This is a genomic window from Hymenobacter lutimineralis, from assembly GCF_008271285.1.
GTDB lineage: Bacteria > Bacteroidota > Bacteroidia > Cytophagales > Hymenobacteraceae > Hymenobacter > Hymenobacter lutimineralis.
This window is the reverse complement of record NZ_VTHL01000008.1, coordinates 63129-85529: the sequence shown is the minus strand read 5'-3', so window position 1 is coordinate 85529 and position 22401 is coordinate 63129. Positions and strand designations below refer to the sequence as shown.

The following is a 22401-nucleotide window of genomic DNA, read 5'->3' as shown; positions in this document are numbered from 1 at the left end:
TTAGCTGTTAGCTGATGGCTGTTAGCTAGGTCAGTAGGCTGTCAGAAAGATCTGACGAACAAAATTACTCGGGCAGAAGGCTATCAGCTAATAGCTAACAGCCAACAGCCTAATTATTGGCCACTGCGTTGGGGAGGCCGGTTTCTTCCCAAGGCAGGGCGGGGCGGTGCACCTGGTTGCGCAGCTCCGTGAGCATGGCGTCCACGGCTTCCGGGGTATCGAGTTGCTCGTAGTATTTCTCGCGTACCTGCACAATGGGGGCGAAGCCGCAAGCGGCCAGGCACTCCACTTCCTTCAGGGTGAACAGGCCATCATCGGAGGCCGGGCCGCCTACTTTGGCACCCGTGATGCGCTCCAGGTGGGCCGTCAGCTCGTCGGAGCCGCGCAGCATGCAGGGGCCCGTGCGGCAGATTTCCAGCACGTGCTTGCCTACCGGCTTGAGGTTGAACATGGTGTAGAAGGACGATACCTCGTACACCTCAATGGGTTTCACACCCAGCACTTCGGCCACCAGATCCTGCACCTCGGGGCTAACCCAACCACCAAACTCGGCCTGGGCAATGTGCAGCACCGGCAGCATGGCCGATTTGCGGCGCTCCTCCGGGTATTGCTTGCAGATGCGCGCAATTTCGGCCTGGGCGGCTTCGGAGAATTGCGGCTTGGTAGCAGTTGATTCCATATCAGTTGTATTCAGCAAAAAACTACGCGTCGAGCTCCCCGGCAATGACGTTCATCGACGACAGGGTCACGATGGCGTCGGAGAGGGTCTGGCCCACTACCATTTCGGTGTAGGCTTGGTAGTAGATAAAGCAGGGGCGGCGGAAGTGCAGGCGGTAAGGCGTGCGGCCTCCATCGGAAACCAGGTAGAAGCCTAACTCGCCGTTGCCGCCTTCTACCGAGTGGTAGACTTCACCAACCGGAGCCTCAATCTCGCCCATCACAATCTTGAAGTGATAGATGAGGGCCTCCATGTTCTTGTACACGGCCTGCTTGGGGGGCAGGTAGTAGTGCGGGGCATCGGCGTGGTAGGGGCCCTGGGGCAGGTTTTCCAGCGCCTGGTTGATGATGCGCAGGCTCTGCCAGATTTCCTCGTTGCGCACCATGAACCGGTCGTAGGTGTCGCCCTTGGTGCCTACCGGAATTTCAAACTCAAAATCCTGGTAGCTGGAGTAGGGGTTCATCACCCGCACGTCGTAGTCGACGCCGGCGGCGCGCAGGTTGGGGCCGGTGAAACCGTAGTTGAGGGCGCGTTCGGCCGAAATGCCGCCTACGTCCACCACGCGGTCCATGAAGATGCGGTTGCGGTTGAACATCTTCTCAAACTCGGCCATCACGGCCGGGAAGGTCTTCAGCCAGGCGCGCAGCTTGGCAATGGCCACGTCGGAGAAGTCGCGCTCCATGCCGCCCACGCGGCCCATGTTGGTGGTGAGGCGGGCGCCGCTTACTTCCTCGTAGATTTCGTACACCTTCTCCCGCTCATCCATGAGGTAAAGGAAGCCGGTAAAGGCGCCGGTATCCACGCCCAGAATGCCGTTACAGATCAGGTGGTCGGTGATGCGGGCCAGCTCCATCAGGATAACCCGGATATACTGAGCGCGCTTCGGAACTTCCACGCCCAGCAGCTTCTCTACCGTCATGTGCCAGCCCATGTTGTTGATGGGTGACGAACAGTAGTTCATGCGGTCCGTCAGGGGCGTAATCTGGTAGAAGGGCCGGCGCTCGGCAATCTTTTCGAAAGCGCGGTGGATGTAGCCAATGGTCGGCACGCCCGACACAATCCGCTCCCCGTCCATCTGCAGAATGTTCTGGAAGATGCCGTGGGTAGCGGGGTGCGTGGGGCCCAGGTTCAGCGTCGTCAGCTCCTGGTTGAAGTCGTTCACAGTCGGCGCCAGCGGGTTAATCCGGGGCTGCTGCTCGCGCGCTTCTTCGATTATTTTATGCGTGCCTTCCAGCGTGTCGTTTACTGCCATTTTTTCAGAGCTTAGAGCCTAGAACTTAGAGCTTAGAAGTTGGAGAAAGAGGTCTGAAAACAAGAACAGTCTACGTTCTAAGCTCTCATTTCTAAGTTCTAAGAATTATCGTCCAAAGAACAGGTCGGTTTTGTCTTCACGGGTACCATCTTCCAAAGCATATTCCTTGCGCATGGGATGGTAGTCCATGTCCTCCACATTGAGGATGCGCATCAGGTTGGGATGGCCGGGGAAGATGATGCCAAAGAAGTCGAAGGCCTCGCGCTCCATCCAGTTAGCCGTTGCGTAAAGGTCCGTCAGCGTAGGTGCTACCGGATCAGTAATCGGGAAGAAGATTTTCAGGCGCAGGCGTACGTTGTGTACCAGGCTGTGCAGGTGGTACACCATGCCCAGTTCCTGCCCTTCCTTTTCCGGAAAGTGCATGCCGCACATAGTCGTCAGGAAGTTGAGCTGAAGCTCCTGATCCTGTTGCAGGCCCGCAATGATGTCGTGGATCCGCTCCCGGGTAGTGGTAGCCGTTAGCAGGCCATAGGGCTCCTCCACGTCGGTGAAGGCGTCGGCTCCAAACAGGCGATGCAGCAAGGCCAGTAGCTGGGCGTTTTTCTGCGCAGCGGGGTCCTGGGCTGCCGCGGCTTCCTGAGCCACCGGGGATTCTTCGTTCTGGTCAGCCATTTCTGAGTATGGAGTATCTGGTATTGAGTATTGAGCTGCCGACAGTAAAAAGTCTAGCTACTCAATACCCAATACTCGTTACCTATTTAATGTTATACGACGCCAGCAAGGCCTGATACTCGGGCGAATTCCGGCGGCGGAACGACTCGTTTTTAGCCAGGTCCTGCACCCGCATCAGGCCGTCGAGCACCTGCTCGGGGCGGGGTGGGCAGCCCGGTACGTATACATCCACCGGGATAATCCGGTCAATGCCCTGCAGCACCGAATAGGTGTCGAAGATGCCGCCCGAGCAGGCACAGGCCCCCATAGCCAGCACCCAGCGGGGTTCAGCCATTTGCTCGTACACCTGTTTCACCACCGGAGCCATTTTCTTGGCAATGGTGCCCATCACCATCAGCAGGTCGGCCTGCCGGGGCGAGAAGGAAGGACGCTCCGAGCCGAAGCGGGAAATATCGTAGCGGGAGCCCATGGTAGCCATGAACTCGATGCCGCAGCAGGAAGTAGCGAAAGGAAGTGGCCAGAGCGAGTTGGCGCGGGCTATGCCCACTACTTTTTCCAGCGAGGTGGCGAAGAAGCCAGCGCCTTCGATGCCCTCGGGGGCTTCCACCGTTTTGATTTCAGGAACTCTATTTTCCATGAGAGAAAGTCAGGTTAGCAAGCGGATTACTCCACGTTAGCCAACATTAGCCAGGGGGCAAAAGTTTGACTTAACGGCTTTCATTCCAGCGTAGAACGCCCTTTTTAATAACGTAGGCGAAGCCGGCCATCAGCAGGGCCAGAAAGACAATCATTTGTACAAACCCCGTGGTGCCTAGCTGGCGGAAGTTCACGGCCCAGGGATACATGAAGATGACTTCCACGTCAAAGAGCACAAACAGAATGGCCGTAAGGAAGTATTTCACCGAAATCGGGGTACGGGCGTTGCCCACCGATTCGATACCGCACTCGAAGGCTTCGTCCTTCACCACGCTCTTGCGGCGTGGGCCCAGCAAGTGGGACGTAACCATGGCAAAGGCCACGAAGGCCACGGCCAGCACGAACTGCACCACGATGGGCAGAAAATCCTGGGGCTGGTATTGGGTTGGAACGGCGAGAAGCATAGACGGCAACAAATAAACGCCGCGTAGAAACGGCATGGGAGGCAAAGGTAGGATCTAGCCGGTTGGGAACAAAGGTGAAATAGGGAGGCAGGGGAAAGGCCCAGATAATACCACAGCCGCCCCAGAATTCTGAAGCGGCTGTACTATAAACGGCAGAAAGTATTTGCTAAAACCCGCCCTGCCCGGTGGCGTTCAGGTTTTCGCCGGTTTCTACGCCCAGGAAAGGGTAGCGGTAGTCTACTGGCGGCACGAAGGTTTCCTTAATAGCACGCGGCGACACCCAGCGCAGCAGGTTCAGCAGGGAGCCAGCCTTGTCGTTGGTGCCGGAGGCCCGGGCGCCGCCGAAGGGCTGCTGGCCCACTACCGCGCCGGTAGGCTTGTCGTTGATATAGAAGTTGCCGGCCGCGTGCACCAGTTTCTTCGAGGCCAGGTCGATGGCGTAACGGTCTTGCGAGAAGATGGCACCGGTGAGGGCATAAGGGGAAGTCGTGTCCACCAGCGTTAGTACCTCGTCGAACTTGTCGGCATCGTAGATGTGTACGGTGAGCACGGGGCCGAACAGCTCCTCGCACATGGTTACGTACTTCGGGTCCTTGGTCACGATGACGGTGGGCTCGATGAAGTAGCCCTTCGACTTATCGTAGCCGCCGCCAGCCACGATTTCGGCGGCAGCATCGGCCTTGGCTCCGTCGATGTATTTGGCCAGCTTATCGAAGGATTTCTCGTCGATAACAGCGTTGATGAAGTTCGAGAAGTCCTCTACATCGCCCATCTTGAACGAGGCCAGATCTTCCTTCACGTAGCCCAGGATTTCGTCGGCCAGGTTGGAGGGCAAGTACACCCGCGAGGCCGCCGAGCACTTCTGGCCCTGGTATTCAAACGCGCCCCGGCTGATGCCCACGGCCACCGCCTTGGCGTGAGCCGAAGGGTGAGCCAGGATAAAGTCCTTGCCACCGGTTTCGCCCACAATGCGCGGGTAGCTCTTGTACTTATGAATGTTCTGGCCGATGGTTTTCCAGATGTTCTGGAACACGCCCGTGGAGCCCGTGAAGTGAATGCCCGCGAAGTCGGGGTGGTTGAAAATGACCTCGCCGGCGGTGGGGCCATCCACGTACACCAAGTTGATAACGCCATCGGGCACGCCAGCTTCCTTGAAGAGCTCCATCAGCACTTGGGCCGAGTAAACCTGGGTGTTGGCGGGCTTCCACACCACCACGTTGCCCATCATGGCCACCGAGGCGGGCAGGTTGGCGGCAATGGACGTGAAGTTGAAGGGCGTGAGGGCAAATACGAAGCCTTCCAGGGGGCGGTGCTCCAAGCGGTTCCACATACCGGGCAGGCTCTCGGGCTGCTGCTGGTAGATCTGCTGCATGAAATGCACGTTGAACCGGAAAAAGTCGATCAGCTCACAGGCTGCGTCGATTTCAGCCTGAAAGGCATTTTTGCTTTGCCCCAGCATGGTGGCCGCATTGAGGCGGGCCCGGTAAGGGCCGGCCAGCAGGTCGGCGGCTTTCAGAAAGATGGCGGCCCGGTGCTCCCAGGGCATATCGGCCCACTGGGTGCGCGCGGCCAGCGCAGCCTCAATGGCTTGCTGCACGTGAGAAGCGTCACCCTCGTGAAACTGCCCGAGAACGTGCTGATGGTCGTGGGGCGGGGTAATGTTCAACAGTTTGCCCGTGCGCACTTCCTGGCCACCGATGTGCATGGGAATGTCGCGCTGCTGCTGCTTAAGCTCCTTTAGCATCTTGAGGAGCTCGAGGCGCTCGGGCGAGTTCGGCGCGTAGCCTTTTACAGGCTCGTTAATCGGGGTGGGAACGTTGAAAAAGCCGTTAGCCATGGCGGGTGCTGGTTTGGGGTTGCTAAATGGTGGTTGGGTGGAAAAGCAAAGGTAGAGAGGAAAGCCTAGTTGTAGAGGAAGCTAACAAAACTGTCAATCCATCGAATTTGCCCGTTGTTTCCACAGCTTTTCTAATGGATTGATCTGCACTATGAGCAGGATAAAACCACCAGCAAACATGAAAAAATATTCCATCTGTAACGTATCTGCGTCGTCTGGTTTGATTTCAACCAGTAGGCGCGCTTTTTCCTTGTGATAAGTAGGGTACCAAACTTCCACTGGCGGTTTCCAGTTCAGCTTGAGTGCTTCCTGAAACATGGAATGGTAAAAAGAAGGCAGCGGCATCCAGCGGGTATAAGCCGTTGCGCCCGAGGTATCCTCAACTGGGTGGAAGGCTACCAAAGCAGCAGGAAATGAATCGGTAGGGCTAGCTGCCAGTACCCGTCCTGGTAGATGATAACCGGTATGGTAAGGCTGCAAATGGCTATATAGGCCAGCCCATTCAGCGCAGCCCTTCAACCCAACCCCCAGCATACAGCCTCCAAGCAAGAATACCGCTGAGCGCCATAGCCAAGGGTTGAGGCGGGGGAGTAGCCGTTCTTTCCAGCGGCCTGGCAGCAAGCTTCCTGCGAAAAATAAGCCACCGGCCAACAGCCAATGCCCTATAAATGGAGCCGGTTGAGGAGAAATACTTGCTTTTTGACTTTGGAGGGAATAGTGAACGGCTAAGGTATCGGAAGCGCGTAAACGCTGAAACTGTAGCCAATCTACTTTTACCTCAACAAGTGAATCGGTATTGATGAACGGCAACAGTCTTAGAAAGACGTAATACCTTGGCCTGCCTTTGCCCCTACGGTCGATTTTCAACTCTTTGATAGTGCCTAATTTTACCGGAGCAGTGTTGAGCAGAAATTTCTCGTTTTCCTGCCCATAAACGTAAAAAGCTCCTACTACCAAGAGGATGGAGAACAAGGCTGCTTTGAGTTTTCCCGGCCACTCCTGTTCTGCATTATCCATATCCAATTACTGCTGCCGCGCCAGCAGCTCGCGGATCTGTTGCTCCAGGTCCGTCATGGAGCCGGTGTTGTGGATGGTGTAATCGAAGTGCGGATAGGAGTCGAGGGCGGTTTCGCTGGGGTGGTCGTCGTCGCGGGTGCCGTCGCCGCGCTGGCCGAGCGGGTCGCCCTCCACGCGCAGCATCAGGCCGCCCCGGCGCCGGATCAGGTCGGCCTCGTTGGGAAAGCGCACGTCGGGAATGAGGGTGCACTGGTCGGCGGGCAGCTGCGAGAAAAAAGCCTGTACCCAAATGTCCGGCTCCCACTGACGCAGCGCCAGGCCCACCTGTTGGAGCATTTCGCCGCGGGTGCGCCCAAAGGCCGCCAGCGTTTCGGCTTTGCCCTTCTGAGAAAAGTACGGGGCTGTACCCTCACCGGCTAGGGCCGCGCACACGGCCTTTATCGGTTCGCCCACGGAGCGGATGTGCCACTTACGCTCGGGCTGCAGCCGCTGGAGCAGGCGGGCCAACGTATCCTTGCCGCTGCCGCGCTTGCCCGAAAAACCAATCAACTGTGTCATGGGCGGCAAAGGTAAGGGCTTGTCATTCTCACGGCAGCTGTCATCCTGAGCAGCGCGAAGGACCTTCTCACGCAAGAACTACAAGCGTGGGAGGGTCCTTCGCGCTGCTCAGGATGATAAGAGCGTCTACAGTATCTCCTTTAGCTCACTTAAACAGCTGATTTCGTAAGTAATCTGGTTGAAGTGACGGCGCTTTTCGGGGTTGAAGTACACTTGGTCGAGGCCGGCATTGTGGGCGCCCAGCACGTCGCACTCCAGGTTGTCGCCAATCATGAGGCTTTCCGAGGCCGTGGCGCCGGTGCGCTCCAAGGCATGCTGGAATATGCGCACATCGGGCTTGAGGTGCCCACAGCATTCTGACGTCACAATCTCCTGGAAGTAGTTGGTGAGGCGGGAGGAGTTGAGCTTGATGTGCTGAATATCCCTGAACCCGTTGGTAATTAGATGCAGCTGGTAGCCTTTCGCCTGTAGGTAGTCTAGCACTTCGTAGGTGTAGGGAAATACGGCCGACTTCAGGGGCAGAATGTCCGTGAACTGCTCGGAGATGCCCGCCGGCGAATCTTCCTCGCGCAAACCCAGCTGCACAAATGTGCGCGGAAAGCGGGTGACGCGTAGCTGCTGCTGCGTGATTTTGTTGCTCTGGTACAACCGCCACAGGCCGTGGTTGATATCGGAGTATACCTGGATAAACTTTTCCACTGCAATGCCGTGGCGCTGTAAATCGTGCTGCGTAAACAAGTGGCGCAGCGTTTCGTCGGCGTTGGTTTCAAAGTCCCACAGCGTGTGGTCCAAGTCAAAGAAAAGATGACGGTATTTCACGAAGGCGTAATGAAGTGACGGGTAATAGAGTAACGAGGGAATAAGCGGCTGGTTTGGGGAGGTTGGTTTCGCCGTCGGCCTGGCAGTTAATCCAGCAGCAGGCGCTTTACCGGCTTACCTTCGCTGAGGTGCTGCACAATGTCGGCTGCGTCGCGGGGCTTTACGTCCCCGTACACGGGGCCTTCCGGGTACACAACCAGGGCAGCGCCGGGACCTTTCTTGCAGTGCTTGCACAGGTCGAGGCAGTTGCAGGTTTGCACGCGTATTTTGTGCTTGTCGCCCCCGCTGAAGAGGCTTTTCAGGCCCTGTTTCTTGACTTCAACTTTCAGCGCCCGCGCTACGTCTTTACCGATTTCATCTTTCTGGGCAGTGCAAACAAATAATCGGACAACAGACTTCATAGGCAAAAGGCAATGGCGCCCTGGGCGGCCGGCAGCAGCGTTACTCTAGCTCGGCGGTGCCCGTCCAGCGGCGGTTTTGGAGCTTATACGCGGCTAGTTCCCGGTTCGACCAGAGCGTCTGGTAAATCTTCTGGTCTTTGGCCAGCTGCGTGTCGCGCTCCATGTAGCTGAGCAGTTGCTGAACGAAATCCAGGGCTTCATCCTTGATGAAGTAGAATACCCAGTTATCGAGGCGCCGGAAGCTCACGAGGCCGGCGCTTTTCAAAGTGGCCAGCTGGCGGGAGGTTTTGGTTTGGGTGAAGTCGAGCACCTGTTCCAGGTCGGAAATGCACATTTCCTGGTTGCGCCACAGCAAATGCAGGATGCGCACCCGGCTTTCGTCGCCGAGGGCCTTAAATATTGGCAGGCCAAATGCAACGGAGAAATGTTTCAGGCGCATCTTGTGTAGCAACGGGGAGAGGAGGGTCGGCACAGGGCCGGCACAAATTTACGCCAAAGCGGGGAGTGACCCCCGAAAGCGCCGTATACTTGTAGTCAGGTTCGTTTCGTATGTCTGAAGTGGTTCGATTTCGTTTTATTTTCGTCGGGTTGCTGCTCCTGGCTGCCTGGTTGGGCGGCCCCACCGAGGCACGGGCCCAGGGCCAGCGCCAGGTGGTGCAGTTCACCGGCATCGTAGCTACTGGCGACTCGCTGCTGGGCGTTCCGGGCGCCTCCGTGCTGGTGCCCCAGGCCGGGCGCGGCACCGCTACCAACGCCTACGGCTACTTTTCTCTGCCCGTGCTGGCCGGGGATAGTATCGTGATTCGCTCCCTGGGCTACCGTAACCAGTACGTGGTTATTCCGGCCGATTACGCGCGTCAGAGCTACTCGGTGATTGTGTCGCTCAAGGAAGACGCCACCGTACTGCCCGAAATCCGCATTTTTCCCTACGCCACCGAGCGGGAGTTCAAACGGGCCTTCCTGGCCCTCAAGCTGCCCAAAGAACGGGGCTCAGCCACTGCCGAAAACCTAAACGAGGACATCATGCGGCGCATTTTCAACAACGCCCCCGTGACCAGCGTAGGCAACTACCGCCAGACCCTGCAGCAACAGCAGCTGGAGCAGCAGCGCCGCATGGGCATGGGTCCCTCCTTGCAGTCCAACAACCCTTTGCTGAACCCCTTCAGCTGGTTGCAGCTGATTCAGCAAGTGAAAAAAGGTGAGTTCAAGAAAAAGGAAGGCGTAGATTACTAACGCGTAGTCAGATTCCTATCAGCAGAAGGCCAGCGCGGATATAATCGGCGCTGGCCTTTTGTATTGTTCGGCCCCTATATTCGCCGCCAAGGCAAGCTGCGCGGTAACCAGAACTCCGGTTTCACGGTACAGCTACTGTTTGACCTTGCAGCAAGCTTCTCTCCCTATGGATACTAATCTTCCGGTTACCTCCCAGCCCCGCGTCGTCATCGTCGGGTGTGGCTTCGGCGGTTTGCGCCTCGCGCAGCAACTGCGCCACGACCCAGTGCAGGTGGTGGTTATTGACCGCAACAACTACCACAATTTCCAGCCCTTGCTTTACCAGGTGGCTACCGGCGCCCTGGAGGCCGACAGCATCGCCTATCCCATCCGCAAGATTTTTGCCGGGCAGAAGAACTTCTTCTTCCGCATGGCCGATGTGTCGCGCGTGGATACTACCGCCAACACCGTCCACACCAACATCGGCGACATCCGCTACGATTACCTGGTGCTGGCTACCGGCTCCCTCACCAACTTTTTCGGGATTGAGAGCATTGAGCGCAATGGCATGCAGATCAAAAGCATTCCGAACGCGCTGAACCTGCGCAGCTTTATCTTCCAGAACCTGGAAAAAGCCCTGCTCACCGAAGACCCCGCCGCCCGCCAGGCCCTGCTGAACATTGTCGTAGTAGGCGGCGGCCCCACCGGCGTGGAAATCAGCGGCTCCCTGGCCGAAATGCGCCGGAGCGTGCTGCCCAAGGACTACCCCGAGCTGGACTTCCAGCACATGCAGATTACCATTGTGGAAGCCGGGGCGGAGCTCCTGGGGCCTATGTCGCCCCAGTCGCAGCGGGAGGCGTATGAGTACCTCAAGGAGCTGGGCGTGCACATCCTGCTTAACACCAGCATCAAGCGGTTTGAGGACTGCAAAGCTTACTACTCCGATACCGAGTTCATCCCGACGGAAAACCTGATCTGGGCGGCCGGGGTGAATGGCGCCGCCGTGCCGGGCATTCCGGAGAACGTTGTGGCCCGCAACAAACGCATCAATGTGAACCGCTGGAACCAGGTGGAAGGCTTCACGAACGTATTTGCCATTGGCGACGTAGCCAACATGGTGACGGAAGACATGCCCAAGGGGCTGCCCATGTTGGCGCCCGTGGCCATGCAGCAGGCCGACCACCTGGCCGACAACTTCCGCCGCCTCGCCAAAGGCCAGACGCCCGTCGATTTCAAATACAATAACAAGGGTGTCATGGCTATTGTGGCCCGCAACAAGGCTGTGGTAGATTTGCCCAAGGGCCATTTCAGCGGGTTCCTGGGCTGGCTCACGTGGCTGTTTGTGCACCTGATGACGCTGGTAGGCTTCCGCAACAAAGTGGTGGCCTTCATCGACTGGGCCTTTAGCTACCTCACCGCCGACAAGGCCCTGCGCCTCATCATCCGGCCCTTCAACCGCCGCGACATGAAGGACGACAAAGGCAAGCGCCCCGCCGAGCAGCAGAACGCCACGCCCCAGTACAATGCCCCGCCACCCGCCATTCAGACGCCCCAGGCGTAGGCATTCTCAAGACAAGGGCGTCATGCTGAGCGAAGGCGAAGCATCTCTACCGCTTCGTCAGATTACTAGTGCAACGAAGTGGTAGAGATGCTTCGCCTTCGCTCAGCATGACAGGTAGTAACATAGTTTAGGATAGCTCTACTTTAGAAGTAGGGCTATTTTTTTGGGTGTATACTATATAAAATACATGTATTTTAAGGATAAGGCCCTAGATTGAACACCGATAATACTTGAATCAGATTTTCTTGCCATGCACGACGCGCTGCCTTTACTGTTTGCCTTCCTGGTAGGAATGGGGCATGCATTCGAGGCAGACCATCTGATTGCTGTGACCAACCTGGTGGCCCGCCACGACAGCCGCCTGCTGGCCGTGCGGGAGGGGCTTTTCTGGGGGTTAGGCCACACGACCACGCTCGTCTTGTTTGGCGGGGCGCTGCTCGTGAGCAAGTCGGCCGTGGAGCACTCCAACTACTTTGAGGCCGGGGTAGGAGCCATGCTGCTACTTATGGGCCTCAGCCGCCTCACCGACAAAAACCAGTACCAAACCAAGCCGCCCCGTTACCAGCGCGGTGCGGCCTACGCGGTGGGGCTGGTACACGGGCTGGCGGGCAGTGGGGCGCTGGTCGTGCTCCTGATGGGCAGTATGCGCACTACCTGGCTGGGCGTGGCTTATCTGCTGCTGTTTGGGCTGGGCTCAGTGGCCGGCATGCTGGGCGCGTCGGCGCTGGTGAGCATTCCGTTCACCCAGCGCATGCGGCTCAGCTACGGCCTGCGCACGGGCATGGTGGTGGTATCGGCCCTGCTCAGCATCGGCTACGGCAGCTGGATGATTTACGGGAATCTGTTTAGCGCGGAGAAACAAGAGCTTAGAGCCCAGATGCGTTCCACGCCTGCTCCTACTAGCTCCCGTATTTCCCCGTCCGCTTCTAACCTCTAAGCTCTACTATCTAAGTTCTAAGCCAAATGCACCTTTCCCCCAAAGACCTCGATAAGCTGGTGCTGCACCAGGCCGGCGTGGTGGCTCAGAAGCGCTACGCCCGCGGCTTGGCCCTCAACTACCCCGAGGCCGTGGCGCTGCTGGCTACCCAGCTGCTGGAGTTTATCCGCGACGGCGAATCGGTGGCCGACCTGATGAATAAGGGCAAGCAGATCCTGGGCTTGCGCGACGTGCTGCCCGGCGTGGCTGGCCTGGTGGCCGAGGTGCAGGTGGAAGGCACCTTCCCGGACGGCACCAAGCTCGTGACGGTACACCAGCCCATCTGCCGCGAAGCCGGCTCACCCGAACTGGCCCTCTACGGCTCCGGCCTCACCCGCACCGTGCCGCCCGCTGCCGCCGAAGCCGCCCCGGAGCCCGGCGAATACCACTTGCAGACTGAACCGCTAACCCTGAACGAAGACCGCGAAACCCTCACGCTGGACGTGCTCAACCGCGGCGACCGGCCCATCCAGGTTGGCTCGCACTACCCGTTCTTCGAAACCAACGCCGCCCTCGACTTTGACCGCGCCGTCGCCCGGGGCTTCCGCCTCAATATTCCCGCCGGCACCGCCGTGCGCTTCGAGCCCGGCGAGCGGAAGCGCGTGACGCTCGTGGCCCTCGCCGGGGAGCGGATTGTCTATGGCGGGAATGGGTTGATTAATGGGAAGGTGGATTGATATCTAGTGCCTGCAAATGTCATACTGAGCGCAGCCGAAGCATCTCTACTGCTTCGTTTAACGGCTCGGACGAAGTAGTAGAGATGCTTCGACAGGCTCAGCATGACGTTCTAAGAATCTTTTTGCTCTCCTATAACTGAATAGAATTACTAAACCCGCGCTTAAGATCTGAATCTTATGTCCCTCTCCCTTGACCGGCGCGCGTACGCCGATATGTACGGCCCCACTACCGGCGACCAGGTGCGCCTGGGCGACACCGACCTCATCATAGAAGTTGAGCAGGACTACTGCGTCTACGGGGAGGAGTGCAAGTTCGGGGGCGGCAAAACCCTGCGCGACGGGATGGGCCAGGCCGCTGGTATTCCGCAGGCCGAGGCCCTGGATTTGCTTATCACCAACGCCCTGGTACTCGATTACACCGGCATCTACAAGGCCGATATCGGGGTGAAGCACGGGCGCATCAGCGGCATCGGCAAGGCTGGCAATCCGCACATCATGGCCGGCGTCACGCCCGGGATGGTGGTGGGCGTGACCACCGAGGTCATTGCCGGCGAAGGACTGATTCTGACGGCCGGCGGCATCGACTGCCACATCCACTTCATCTGCCCTCAGCAGATTGAGGAAGCCCTGGCCTCGGGCCTGACCACCATGCTGGGCGGGGGCACCGGGCCGGCCGCCGGTACCACGGCCACCACCTGCACGCCGGGCGCGTTCTACATCGAAATGATGCTGAAAGCCACCGACGCGTTTCCGCTCAACTTCGGGTTCCTGGGCAAGGGCAACTCCTCCCGCCCCGAGGGCCTGCACGAGCAGATTGCGGCCGGCGCGCTGGGCTTCAAGCTGCACGAAGACTGGGGCACCACGCCCGCGGCCATCGACCAGTGCCTGCAGGTAGCCGAGCAGTACGACGTGCAGGTGTGCATTCACACCGACACGCTCAACGAAAGCGGCTTCGTGGAAAACTCGGTGGGCGCGTTTAAGGGGCGCACCATCCACGCCTACCACACCGAGGGCGCAGGTGGCGGGCACGCCCCCGACATCATCAAAATCTGCGGGGAGCCGAACGTCATTCCCTCGTCCACGAACCCCACGCGGCCCTTTACCAAGAATACCATCGACGAGCACCTGGACATGCTGATGGTGTGCCACCACCTCGACCACAACATTCCCGAGGACGTGGCCTTCGCCGAAAGCCGCATCCGGGGCGAAACCATTGCCGCCGAGGATATCCTGCACGATATGGGCGCGCTCAGCATCATTTCCTCCGACTCCCAGGCCATGGGCCGGGTGGGGGAGGTGGTGACGCGCACCTGGCAGACGGCCCACAAGATGAAGCAGCAGCGCGGCCCCCTGCCCGAAGACGCCGCCAGCACCGCCGACAACTTCCGCGCCCGGCGCTACATCGCCAAATACACCATCAACCCCGCCCGCGCCCACGGCTTTGCCCAGGAAATAGGCTCCATTGAGCTAGGCAAGCTGGCCGATCTGGTGCTCTGGAAACCCGCTTTCTTCAGCTCCCGCCCCGAAATGGTGGTGAAGGGCGGCGTGATTGTGCGCAGCCAGATGGGCGACGCCAACGCCTCCATTCCCACGCCCCAGCCCTCGTTTTCGCGGCCCATGTTCGGGGCGTTTGGCGGGGCGGTGGGCGGCACCTCCCTGGCTTTCGTGTCGGGCGCCTCGGTGGAGCACGTGCGCGCCGCTTACGGCCTGCGCAAGCAGGTAGTGGGCGTGCAGGGCTGCCGTAGCGTGACCAAGAAAGACATGGCCCTCAACGACTACCTGCCCAACATCGAAGTAGACCCCGAAACCTACCGCGTGACGGTGGACGGCGTGCACCTCACTTGTGAGCCCGCCGAAAAGCTGCCCCTGGCCCAGCTGTATAATCTGTTTTAATGAAGAGCTGAGAACTCAGAAGTGAGAAGCGAGACTGGTACACCGCCTAACAAGCCACCAGTACCAGTCTTGCTTCTCACTTCTGAGTTCTCAGCTCTAAGTTCTCACCTCTCACCTCTAAGTTCTAAGGTCTCTTGCCTACCCGCCTCGCCCGCCTGCTCCACCTTGCCGATTCGGCCCTGCCGACGGGCGGCTTCGCGTATTCCTACGGGTTGGAAAGCAGCCGCACGTTTGGGCTGGTGCGCGACCCGGCGGGGCTGCGGCACTATCTGTACTCGTATCTGCAGCAGGCCGTGGGGCTGGAAATTCCGTTTCTGAACTCCTGTTATGCGCTGGTTTGGCCATTGGGCCCCGCGGCGCTGACCGACATATTGCTTGAATACGATGCCCAGCTGCTGGTGCCCGCCATGCACAAAGCCAGCCTGACCCAGGGCAAAACCTGGCTGCAGCTGCTGCAGTCATTTTACCCGGCGGCTGGGTTGCGGGAGTTGGGCGAGCTGCTGAAGCAGTACCAGCTGCCGGGGCATTTCGTGCCCTTGCTGGCCCTAAGTCTGCAACGGCTGAATTACTCACTGGCCGAAGCTCACACATTCTATTTGCACCTGGCCCTGCGTGACCAAGTCAGCGCCGCTATCCGGCTAGGCTGCCTCGGCCCCATGGAAGGGCATCGGCTTCAGCACGAGTTCTACGCCATTTTCGACGACTTGCTGGCCGACGTTGCTCACCTCGACTACCGCGCCGCTACCCGCTCCGCCAGCCTGCTCGACACGGCTCAGATGCTGCACGAACACGTCTACTCCCGCCTGTTTCAGAATTAGAACTAATGCCCGCTGCTATTATAGGGGCATGCTGAGCGCAGCCGAAGCATGACAGCCTGACAACTCATAAATCACCACTGGCAACTGACAAAAAATGCCCTTCATCGATAAGCTTGCCCTGCTGCTCCACGGCCACGCGCACGAGCAATACGACTCGCCCGGCGACTACACCCAGCGCGAAACCCGGCGCCTGCCCCCGCACCGCAACTTCCGTAAGCGGGCTTTTACCGTGGGTATTGGCGGACCGGTGGGCACCGGCAAAACGGCCCTGCTGAAAGCCCTGTGTGAGCGGCTGCGCCACGAGTTCGAGCTAGGCGTAGTCACCAACGACATCTTCACCAGCGAAGACGCCGAGTTCCTGATCCGCCAGAGCGCCCTGAGCGAAGACCGAATTGTGGGCGTGGAAACCGGCGGCTGCCCGCACGCAGCCATTCGGGAGGATATTTCCCTGAACATGGATGCCCTGGAAGGCCTCATGGCCCGCTTCGACCACAAGCTCGACTACCTGTTCGTGGAGAGTGGGGGCGACAACCTGGCCGCGCACTTCAGCCGGGAACTGGTCGATTACTCTATTTACGTCATTGATGTGGCGGGCGGCGACAAAGTGCCGCGTAAGGGCGGGCCCGGCATTACCCAGTCCGATCTGCTGGTCATCAACAAAACCGACCTGGCCGAGCTGGTACGCGCCGACCTCGGCGTGATGGACCGCGACGCCCGCCGCATGCGCGGCGACGGGCCTTTCCTCTTCGCCCGTGCCCTGCACGGTCTGGGACTCGACGAGATAATCCAGCACATTCACGCTGCCAAAGCCCAGGCCCTGGAATCGGTGCGGGAAGACCGCCGTTAGACCGCCTCTGTATAGATTATGTTGTGGCAAGCCCCTAAGAAGTATCTTAGGGGCTTTTGATTTGCCTATAGATATTAAGGGGGTATAGTGTTAAAAGAACATGATATTTTAAAATATTCCTTTTGATATTAGGGGGTGTTTGTCTATAATTGCTATAAGTAAATCGGAAATGGCCCTAGATTTTAAGGGGTGATTATCGGTTTACGTATATTTCGCTTTCCGCACTCTCCTGTATATCCCACCCACTTAAGCTGCTGCCTATTCGTTGACTTTCTAATACCCTGGTCCTATGGTACCGAAGCACGTTCCTACCGTCGTTGTCGTTGGCAATGGCATGGTGGGCTATAAGTTTTGCGAGAAGCTGCTTGCTAAAACTTCAGCCTTCAATCTGGTGGTCTTTGGTGAGGAGCCCCGCGTGGCCTACGACCGGGTCCATCTGAGTGAGTACTTCGGGGGCAAAACCGCCGACGACCTGCTAATGGCCCCGCTGCAGTGGTATTACGACAACAACATCACCCTGCACCTGGGCGACGCGGTCCAGGAAATTGACCGCACCAGCCAGACAGTACACGCCCGCAGCGGCCTGGTACAGCCCTACGACTATTTGGTGCTGGCCACCGGCTCCTCGGCCTTCGTGCCCGACATTCCCGGCGTGGAAAAAGCCGGCGTCATGGTCTACCGCACCATTGAAGACCTCGACGATATCAAAGCCTGCGCCGCCACCGCCCGCTCGGGGGCCGTGCTGGGCGGCGGCTTGCTAGGGCTGGAAGCGGCCAAAGCCCTGCTCGATCTGGGTGTGCCCGAAACCCACGTCATCGAGTTTGCGCCGCGCCTGATGCCCCGGCAGATCGACGCGGCCGGCAGTCAGATGCTGCAAGCCAAGCTCGAAGCGCTGGGGCTGAAAATCCATCTGAATAAGGCGACCAGCAGCATTGCCGGCGAAAATAAAATCGACGGTCTGCACTTCGGCGACGGCTCCGTGCTGGAGGTTGATATGCTGGTGATTTCGGCCGGCATCCGGCCCCGCGACGAGCTGGCCAAGCTGGCTGGCCTGGAAGTGGGCCTGCGCGGCGGCATCGTCGTCAACGACGAGATGCAGACCTCGGATCCGCGCATCTTTGCCATTGGGGAGTGTGCCCTGCACGGGGGCATGATCTACGGCCTGGTGGCGCCCGGCTACGACATGGCCGAAGTAGTGGTGAGCCAGCTGACCCAGGGCGCCCGCGCCTTCACCGGCTACGACATGAGCAGCAAGCTCAAGCTCATCGGCGTGGACGTAGCCAGCTTCGGCGACCCGTTTATTGCCGAGCCCCACAGCCGCTCCATCGTGTTCGAGGATGCCCATAGCGGGGTGTATAAGCGCATCAACATCAGCCCCGACGGCAAATACCTGCTCGGCGGCGTGCTCATCGGCGACGCGGATGCTTACAACCTGCTGCTGCAAACCGTCAACAACAAAATCGTGTTGCCACCCCATCCCGAAGATCTGATTCTGGGCAGTCGGGGCGGGGAAGCCGCTGAAGGCGCGGGCGTAATGAGTCTGCCCGACGAGGCCCTGATCTGCTCCTGCGAGGCCGTCACCAAGGGCGCCATCTGTGGGGCCGTTACTGAGCTGGGCATCACGACGGTGGACGGCATGAAGAAGTGCAACAAGGCCGGCACCGGCTGCGGGGGCTGCGTGCCCATGGTGAAAGACCTTATCAACAGCACGCTGCTGGCCCAGGGCGCTTACATTAAAAACGTGCTGTGCGAGCATTTTGAGTACTCCCGGCAGGAGCTGTTCGACCTGCTCAAAATCAACGACATCCGCACTTACGACGCCGCGCTGGACCACTTCGGCCGGGGCGACGGCTGCGAAACCTGCAAGCCGGCCATCGGCAGCATCTTGTCGGGTTTGTGGAACGATCTGATTGTCAAGCAAAACACCATCCAGGACACCAACGACCGGTACCTGGCCAACATCCAGAAGGGGGGCAGCTACTCGGTAGTGCCCCGCATTGCGGGCGGCGAGGTTACGCCCGAGCAGCTAATGGTCATTGGCCGGGTGGCCCAGAAGTACGGGCTCTACACCAAGATTACCGGCGGGCAGCGCATTGATATGTTCGGGGCCCACGTGAGTGATTTGCCCGATATCTGGGAGGAGCTTATTAATGCCGGCTTTGAGAGCGGGCACGCCTACGGCAAGTCGTTGCGGACGGTGAAAAGCTGCGTGGGCAGCACCTGGTGCCGGTTTGGGTTGCACGACAGCGTGTCGCTGGCCATCGAAATCGAGAACCGCTACAAGGGCATCCGCTCCCCCCACAAGCTCAAGAGCGGCGTGAGCGGCTGCGTGCGGGAGTGCGCCGAGGCCCAGGCCAAGGACTTCGGCATCATCGCCACCGAGAAGGGCTGGAACCTGTACGTATGCGGCAACGGCGGGGCCAAGCCCCAGCACGCCCAGCTCCTGGCTACCGACATCGACAAGGAAACTTTGGTGCGCTACCTCGACCGGTTCCTGATGTTCTACATCAAAACCGCCGACCCGCTGATGCGCACCGCCACTTGGCTCAACAAGCTGGACGGCGGCCTGGCCTACCTCAAAAACGTGGTCATCAACGACAGCCTGGGCATCTGCGCCGAGCTGGAAGCGGAAATGGCCCTGCTCATCCAGAACTACCACTGCGAGTGGCGCGAGGTGGTCGAAAACCCCGAGCTGCGTCGGCAGTTCACCCACTTCGTGAATGCGCCCACGCTCAAAGACCCCTCGATTGAGTTCGAGCCGGTGCGGGGGCAGAAGATTGTGAAAGCCTGGTAACGGGGCCTCCAACGCACTTTTTAAGACGAAAACCTAGCCGCCCCATCCCGGAGCGGCCCGGAATTCCAACGAGCAAACCGGGTGCGGTGGGTGGTGTTGCAGAGCCGCTCATTCGCCGCCCAAACCTTTCAAAATAAGCTACAACCGATGGAAGCTGTCATTGACCTGACGTGGGTGGCCGTGTGCCGCACCACCGACATTCCGGCCGACGGGGGCGCCTGTGCCCTGGTGGAAGGCGAACAGGTGGCCATTTTCAACTTTGCCCGCCGCGGCGAGTGGTACGCCACCCAGAATCTGTGCCCCCACAAGCAGCAGATGGCCCTGGCCCGCGGCATGATTGGCAGCACCGGCGAGGCCTGTGAGCCCAAAGTAGCCTGCCCGTTCCACAAGCGCACTTTCTCGTTGCTCACAGGGGAATGCCTGAACGGAGACGAGTGCAGCATCCGGACCTACCCGGTGAAGGTCGAAGACGGCCTGGTGTTCATCGGGCTGGAAGCCGGGTAAGGCTTTACCATCCGCCGCTAATAATCTGTCTGCTTACCGCTAACCGCTTTTTATGCCCGAGCACTGTACTGCGAATAGACTTTCTTGGGCATTGTTGGCGGTGGCGCTGCTGCCCGGCCCGGCGGCGCTGGGGCAAGTAGTGGTATCGGCGGAAATTCGGCCGCGCACGGAGCTGCGCGACGGGTTTCGGACGGTGAACACGCCCCGCGAAAAGCCGGCTTTCTTCGTTGAGCAACGGTCCCGCCTCAACCTAGACTATGGGCGCAACAAGGTAAGCGTGCGGCTTTCGGTGCAGGACGTGCGCATTTGGGGCAGCACCAGCCAGATCTATAAAACGGACCCCAACCTGTTCAACGTGTTCGAGGCCTACGGGCAGTACCAGCTGACTTCCCGGCTGGCCGTGCGGGTGGGCCGGCAAGTGCTCGACTATGACAACGCCCGGTTTCTGGGCGGGCTCGACTGGGCCCAGCAGGGCCGCAGCCACGACGCGCTGAAGCTCCTGTATGCCGACAGCGCGGGCTTCGTGGTGCACGGCGGGGCGGGGTTCAACCAGGCGTTTTCCCCCGAGCCCGCCAAGCTGACCGATACCTACTACGGCGGCGTGGACAACTACAAATCCATGCAGTACCTCTGGCTGCACAAGGATTGGACCCGCGGCAAGGTTTCGGCCCTGTTTTTCAATGACGGCCGGCAGCGGACTGATTCGACCACCTACTACCGGCAAACCTACGGCCTGACCGGCGAGGCTACCGCCGGCCGGGCAACCCTGACCGGCGAAGCCTATTACCAGACCGGCTATGATGCCGCCGGCCGCGCCGTGCGGGCCTACCTGGCGGCGGGCAGCGTCACGCTAACTACCAAGCTCACCCCGCTCACGCTGGGCGTCGACTACCTCTCGGGCTCCGACGCTACCGACTCCCACAACCACGCCTTCGTGCCGCTCTACGGCACTAACCACGCCTTTTACGGCCACATGGATTACTTCTACGTGGGCAACAACCACGGGCAGAACGGCCGCACCGCCGGCCTCGTGGACGTCTACCTGAAAACTAACTTCAAGCTCACGCCCAAAGCCAGCCTGCTGGCGCATGTGCACCACTTCGAGGCACCAGCGGTGGTGTATTCGCCGGGCACGACCGAGCAGGCCCTGAGCTCCCGGCTGGGGGAGGAGCTGGATCTGGTGCTCAATGCCAACGTGAGTCCGGAGTTCAACTTCAAGCTGGGCTACTCGCACTTTCTGGCCACGGCTTCGCTCGATGCGCTGAAGGGCCGGGCCGGGCAGGCGCACAACCAGTGGGCCTGGGCCATGCTCCCCTTCAAGCCGGTTTTGTTCAAAAACTAAGCGCGGGCGTGGAGCCCTGCTCTACCACCACGCACTGCCAAATTCACCTCTAACCTCTGTCGACATGGACGATTCACTGAGTGCCCGGCCGCTGGATAAGCTCGCCCTGTTTTCCGGCAAAGGCGTACAGATGCGCACCTTCCACCTGACCTGGCTCACGTTCTTCTTCTGCTTTTTCGGCTGGTTCGGCATTGCGCCTCTCATGCCCCTGGTGCGCGAGCAGCTCCACCTCGACAAAGGCCAGATCGGCAACATCGTCATTGCCTCCGTGTCGGCCACCATCCTGGCCCGCCTGGTTATCGGCAAGCTCTGCGACACGCTGGGCCCGCGCCTGACCTACACGCTGCTGCTCGTGGTGGGGGCCGTGCCGGTGATGCTCATTGGCCTGAGCAACAGCTACTACAGCTTTTTGCTGTTCCGCCTGGCTATCGGGGTTATCGGCGCGTCCTTCGTCATTACCCAGTTTCACACCTCCATGATGTTTGCGCCCAACGTGGTAGGTACGGCCAACGCCGTGGCCGGCGGCTGGGGCAACCTCGGCGGCGGCATTGCCAACATGGTGATGCCCCTGGTGGCCGCCGCTTTCGTCGCCCTGGGCTACGTAGACCAGGCTAACTCCTGGCGCCTGGCTATGGTGGTGCCGGGCGTTGTTCTGCTCATCATGGCCTGGCTCTACTACAAGTACACCCAGGATACACCCCGGGGCAACTACGCCGACATTCAGCGCGACGCGGCCCAAAAGCCCAAGGGCACATTTCTGCTGGCTTTGCGCGACTACCGCACCTGGGTGCTGGCCCTGGCCTACGGGGCCTGCTTCGGCATCGAAATCACCATCGACAACGTGGCCGCCGTCTACTTCGTCGACCATTTCGGGGCTACGCTGGTTATGGCGGGCATGCTGGCCGGCATCTTCGGGTTCATGAACATCTTCGCCCGCGGCCTGGGCGGCTGGGTGAGCGATAAGGCCGGGCGGGCCTACGGCATGCAGGGCAAGTGGCTGCTGCTGAGTGGGCTGCTGGTGCTGGAAGGCGTGGGTATTGCCCTGTTTGCCCTGGCCCCGAGCCTGCCCCTGGCCATTGTGGCCATGCTGGGGTTTGCCCTGTTTTTGAAAATGGCCAACGGCTGCACCTACTCCATCGTGCCCTTCGTGAACAAGCAGGCCCTGGGCAGCGTGAGCGGCGTGGTAGGCGCGGGCGGCAACCTGGGCGCTATGATGGTGGGCTTCCTGTTTAAGTCGGCCTCCATCAGCTACAGCACGGCTTTTCTCTACATCGGTATCGGGGTAATAGGCGTGGGCGGCTTGGTGCTGCTGGTGCGCCTGGCGCGCAAGGAAATCGGCAAGACTACGGCCGAAGCTTCCCCGGAAGCCCCTCTCACGCTGGCCGGCGCTTAGGCCGGACGTT

At 59.7% G+C, this 22401-nt stretch carries 22 protein-coding genes; 11 read left to right on the top strand and 11 right to left on the bottom strand.

The features are described from left to right. Nucleotides 1–109 precede the first annotated feature (109 nt). The 11 genes from FY528_RS09510 to FY528_RS09460 all read right to left on the bottom strand — a co-directional run bounded on the left by FY528_RS09510 (nt 110) and on the right by FY528_RS09460 (nt 8813). On the bottom strand, nt 110–679 hold the full coding sequence (locus FY528_RS09510) for an NADH-quinone oxidoreductase subunit NuoE family protein (protein WP_149070767.1): 570 nt from the start codon (nt 677–679) through the stop codon (nt 110–112). Nucleotides 680–701: 22 nt separating this feature from the next. Continuing rightward, entirely contained in the window at nt 702–1970 is a 1269-nt protein-coding gene (locus FY528_RS09505; protein ID WP_149070766.1) for an NADH-quinone oxidoreductase subunit D, read from the bottom strand. Nucleotides 1971–2075: 105 nt separating this feature from the next. Beyond that, a complete protein-coding gene (locus FY528_RS09500; RefSeq protein WP_187632063.1) occupies nt 2076–2642 on the bottom strand; it encodes an NADH-quinone oxidoreductase subunit C in 567 nt (188 codons plus the stop codon). A gap of 82 nt (nt 2643–2724) precedes the next feature. After that, the gene (locus FY528_RS09495) at nt 2725–3279 is read right to left on the bottom strand and encodes an NADH-quinone oxidoreductase subunit B (protein ID WP_149070765.1); all 555 of its coding nucleotides are present in this window, start codon (nt 3277–3279) and stop codon (nt 2725–2727) included. Nucleotides 3280–3349: 70 nt separating this feature from the next. Beyond that, complete coding sequence (locus FY528_RS09490) at nt 3350–3742, bottom strand: NADH-quinone oxidoreductase subunit A (RefSeq protein WP_149070764.1); 393 nt, start codon at nt 3740–3742, stop codon at nt 3350–3352. Between the two features lie 166 nt (nt 3743–3908). Continuing rightward, nucleotides 3909–5579 (bottom strand): L-glutamate gamma-semialdehyde dehydrogenase, encoded by a 1671-nt coding sequence (pruA, locus tag FY528_RS09485; RefSeq protein ID WP_149070763.1) that lies wholly within the window; start codon nt 5577–5579, stop codon nt 3909–3911. A gap of 93 nt (nt 5580–5672) precedes the next feature. Continuing rightward, a complete protein-coding gene (locus FY528_RS09480; protein WP_149070762.1) occupies nt 5673–6596 on the bottom strand; it encodes a hypothetical protein in 924 nt (307 codons plus the stop codon). 6 nt (nt 6597–6602) lie between these two features. Next, nucleotides 6603–7154, bottom strand: a complete 552-nt coding sequence (locus tag FY528_RS09475) for a hypothetical protein (protein ID WP_149070761.1) — start codon at nt 7152–7154, stop codon at nt 6603–6605. Nucleotides 7155–7280: 126 nt separating this feature from the next. Next, a complete protein-coding gene (locus FY528_RS09470; protein ID WP_149070760.1) occupies nt 7281–7973 on the bottom strand; it encodes a YjjG family noncanonical pyrimidine nucleotidase in 693 nt (230 codons plus the stop codon). An 86-nt stretch (nt 7974–8059) separates the two neighbouring features. Further along, nucleotides 8060–8374, bottom strand: a complete 315-nt coding sequence (locus FY528_RS09465) for a (2Fe-2S) ferredoxin domain-containing protein (protein ID WP_149070759.1) — start codon at nt 8372–8374, stop codon at nt 8060–8062. A gap of 40 nt (nt 8375–8414) precedes the next feature. Continuing rightward, nucleotides 8415–8813, bottom strand: coding sequence for an ArsR/SmtB family transcription factor (locus FY528_RS09460; protein WP_149070758.1), 399 nt, complete (start codon nt 8811–8813; stop codon nt 8415–8417). Between the two features lie 110 nt (nt 8814–8923). Here FY528_RS09460 and FY528_RS09455 point away from each other — a divergent pair, with 110 nt between their 5' ends. The 11 genes from FY528_RS09455 to FY528_RS09405 all read left to right on the top strand — a co-directional run bounded on the left by FY528_RS09455 (nt 8924) and on the right by FY528_RS09405 (nt 22391). Continuing rightward, nucleotides 8924–9607, top strand: coding sequence for a carboxypeptidase-like regulatory domain-containing protein (locus FY528_RS09455; RefSeq protein WP_149070757.1), 684 nt, complete (start codon nt 8924–8926; stop codon nt 9605–9607). Nucleotides 9608–9773: 166 nt separating this feature from the next. Further along, nucleotides 9774–11147, top strand: a complete 1374-nt coding sequence (locus tag FY528_RS09450; RefSeq protein WP_149070756.1) for an NAD(P)/FAD-dependent oxidoreductase — start codon at nt 9774–9776, stop codon at nt 11145–11147. Between the two features lie 250 nt (nt 11148–11397). Beyond that, complete coding sequence (locus FY528_RS09445) at nt 11398–12084, top strand: HupE/UreJ family protein (protein WP_149070755.1); 687 nt, start codon at nt 11398–11400, stop codon at nt 12082–12084. Nucleotides 12085–12110: 26 nt separating this feature from the next. Then, the gene (locus FY528_RS09440) at nt 12111–12800 is read left to right on the top strand and encodes an urease subunit beta (protein ID WP_149070754.1); all 690 of its coding nucleotides are present in this window, start codon (nt 12111–12113) and stop codon (nt 12798–12800) included. A 177-nt stretch (nt 12801–12977) separates the two neighbouring features. Continuing rightward, the gene (gene ureC, locus FY528_RS09435) at nt 12978–14693 is read left to right on the top strand and encodes an urease subunit alpha (RefSeq protein WP_149070753.1); all 1716 of its coding nucleotides are present in this window, start codon (nt 12978–12980) and stop codon (nt 14691–14693) included. 134 nt (nt 14694–14827) lie between these two features. Further along, entirely contained in the window at nt 14828–15511 is a 684-nt protein-coding gene (locus tag FY528_RS09430; protein WP_149070752.1) for an urease accessory protein UreF, read from the top strand. A 94-nt stretch (nt 15512–15605) separates the two neighbouring features. Beyond that, nucleotides 15606–16358, top strand: a complete 753-nt coding sequence (ureG, locus tag FY528_RS09425; protein WP_149070751.1) for an urease accessory protein UreG — start codon at nt 15606–15608, stop codon at nt 16356–16358. 289 nt (nt 16359–16647) lie between these two features. Continuing rightward, on the top strand, nt 16648–19152 hold the full coding sequence (nirB, locus tag FY528_RS09420; protein WP_149070750.1) for a nitrite reductase large subunit NirB: 2505 nt from the start codon (nt 16648–16650) through the stop codon (nt 19150–19152). 147 nt (nt 19153–19299) lie between these two features. Beyond that, entirely contained in the window at nt 19300–19656 is a 357-nt protein-coding gene (gene nirD, locus FY528_RS09415) for a nitrite reductase small subunit NirD (protein WP_149070749.1), read from the top strand. A 100-nt stretch (nt 19657–19756) separates the two neighbouring features. Continuing rightward, a complete protein-coding gene (locus FY528_RS09410) occupies nt 19757–20998 on the top strand; it encodes an alginate export family protein (RefSeq protein WP_262383963.1) in 1242 nt (413 codons plus the stop codon). 64 nt (nt 20999–21062) lie between these two features. Then, nucleotides 21063–22391 carry an MFS transporter gene (locus FY528_RS09405; protein ID WP_149070747.1) on the top strand — a complete coding sequence of 443 codons (1329 nt, stop codon included), beginning with the start codon at nt 21063–21065 and terminating at the stop codon, nt 22389–22391. The last annotated feature ends 10 nt before the right edge of the window (nt 22392–22401 follow it).

Bases quoted from the DNA above. Each gene is read 5' to 3' on its own strand.
- FY528_RS09440 (WP_149070754.1), top strand. From the start codon at position 12,111: ATGCACCTTTCCCCCAAAGACCTCGATAAGCTGGTGCTGCACCAGGCC.
- FY528_RS09510 (WP_149070767.1), bottom strand. From the start codon at position 679: ATGGAATCAACTGCTACCAAGCCGCAATTCTCCGAAGCCGCCCAGGCC.
- FY528_RS09480 (WP_149070762.1), bottom strand. From the start codon at position 6,596: ATGGATAATGCAGAACAGGAGTGGCCGGGAAAACTCAAAGCAGCCTTG.
- nirB (WP_149070750.1), top strand. From the start codon at position 16,648: ATGGTACCGAAGCACGTTCCTACCGTCGTTGTCGTTGGCAATGGCATG.
- nirD (WP_149070749.1), top strand. From the start codon at position 19,300: ATGGAAGCTGTCATTGACCTGACGTGGGTGGCCGTGTGCCGCACCACC.
- ureG (WP_149070751.1), top strand. From the start codon at position 15,606: ATGCCCTTCATCGATAAGCTTGCCCTGCTGCTCCACGGCCACGCGCAC.
- FY528_RS09500 (WP_187632063.1), bottom strand. From the start codon at position 2,642: ATGGCTGACCAGAACGAAGAATCCCCGGTGGCTCAGGAAGCCGCGGCA.
- FY528_RS09495 (WP_149070765.1), bottom strand. From the start codon at position 3,279: ATGGAAAATAGAGTTCCTGAAATCAAAACGGTGGAAGCCCCCGAGGGC.
- FY528_RS09460 (WP_149070758.1), bottom strand. From the start codon at position 8,813: ATGCGCCTGAAACATTTCTCCGTTGCATTTGGCCTGCCAATATTTAAG.
- FY528_RS09445 (WP_149070755.1), top strand. From the start codon at position 11,398: ATGCACGACGCGCTGCCTTTACTGTTTGCCTTCCTGGTAGGAATGGGG.
- FY528_RS09405 (WP_149070747.1), top strand. From the start codon at position 21,063: ATGGACGATTCACTGAGTGCCCGGCCGCTGGATAAGCTCGCCCTGTTT.
- ureC (WP_149070753.1), top strand. From the start codon at position 12,978: ATGTCCCTCTCCCTTGACCGGCGCGCGTACGCCGATATGTACGGCCCC.
- FY528_RS09475 (WP_149070761.1), bottom strand. From the start codon at position 7,154: ATGACACAGTTGATTGGTTTTTCGGGCAAGCGCGGCAGCGGCAAGGAT.
- pruA (WP_149070763.1), bottom strand. From the start codon at position 5,579: ATGGCTAACGGCTTTTTCAACGTTCCCACCCCGATTAACGAGCCTGTA.
- FY528_RS09455 (WP_149070757.1), top strand. From the start codon at position 8,924: ATGTCTGAAGTGGTTCGATTTCGTTTTATTTTCGTCGGGTTGCTGCTC.
- FY528_RS09505 (WP_149070766.1), bottom strand. From the start codon at position 1,970: ATGGCAGTAAACGACACGCTGGAAGGCACGCATAAAATAATCGAAGAA.
- FY528_RS09465 (WP_149070759.1), bottom strand. From the start codon at position 8,374: ATGAAGTCTGTTGTCCGATTATTTGTTTGCACTGCCCAGAAAGATGAA.
- FY528_RS09450 (WP_149070756.1), top strand. From the start codon at position 9,774: ATGGATACTAATCTTCCGGTTACCTCCCAGCCCCGCGTCGTCATCGTC.
- FY528_RS09490 (WP_149070764.1), bottom strand. From the start codon at position 3,742: ATGCTTCTCGCCGTTCCAACCCAATACCAGCCCCAGGATTTTCTGCCC.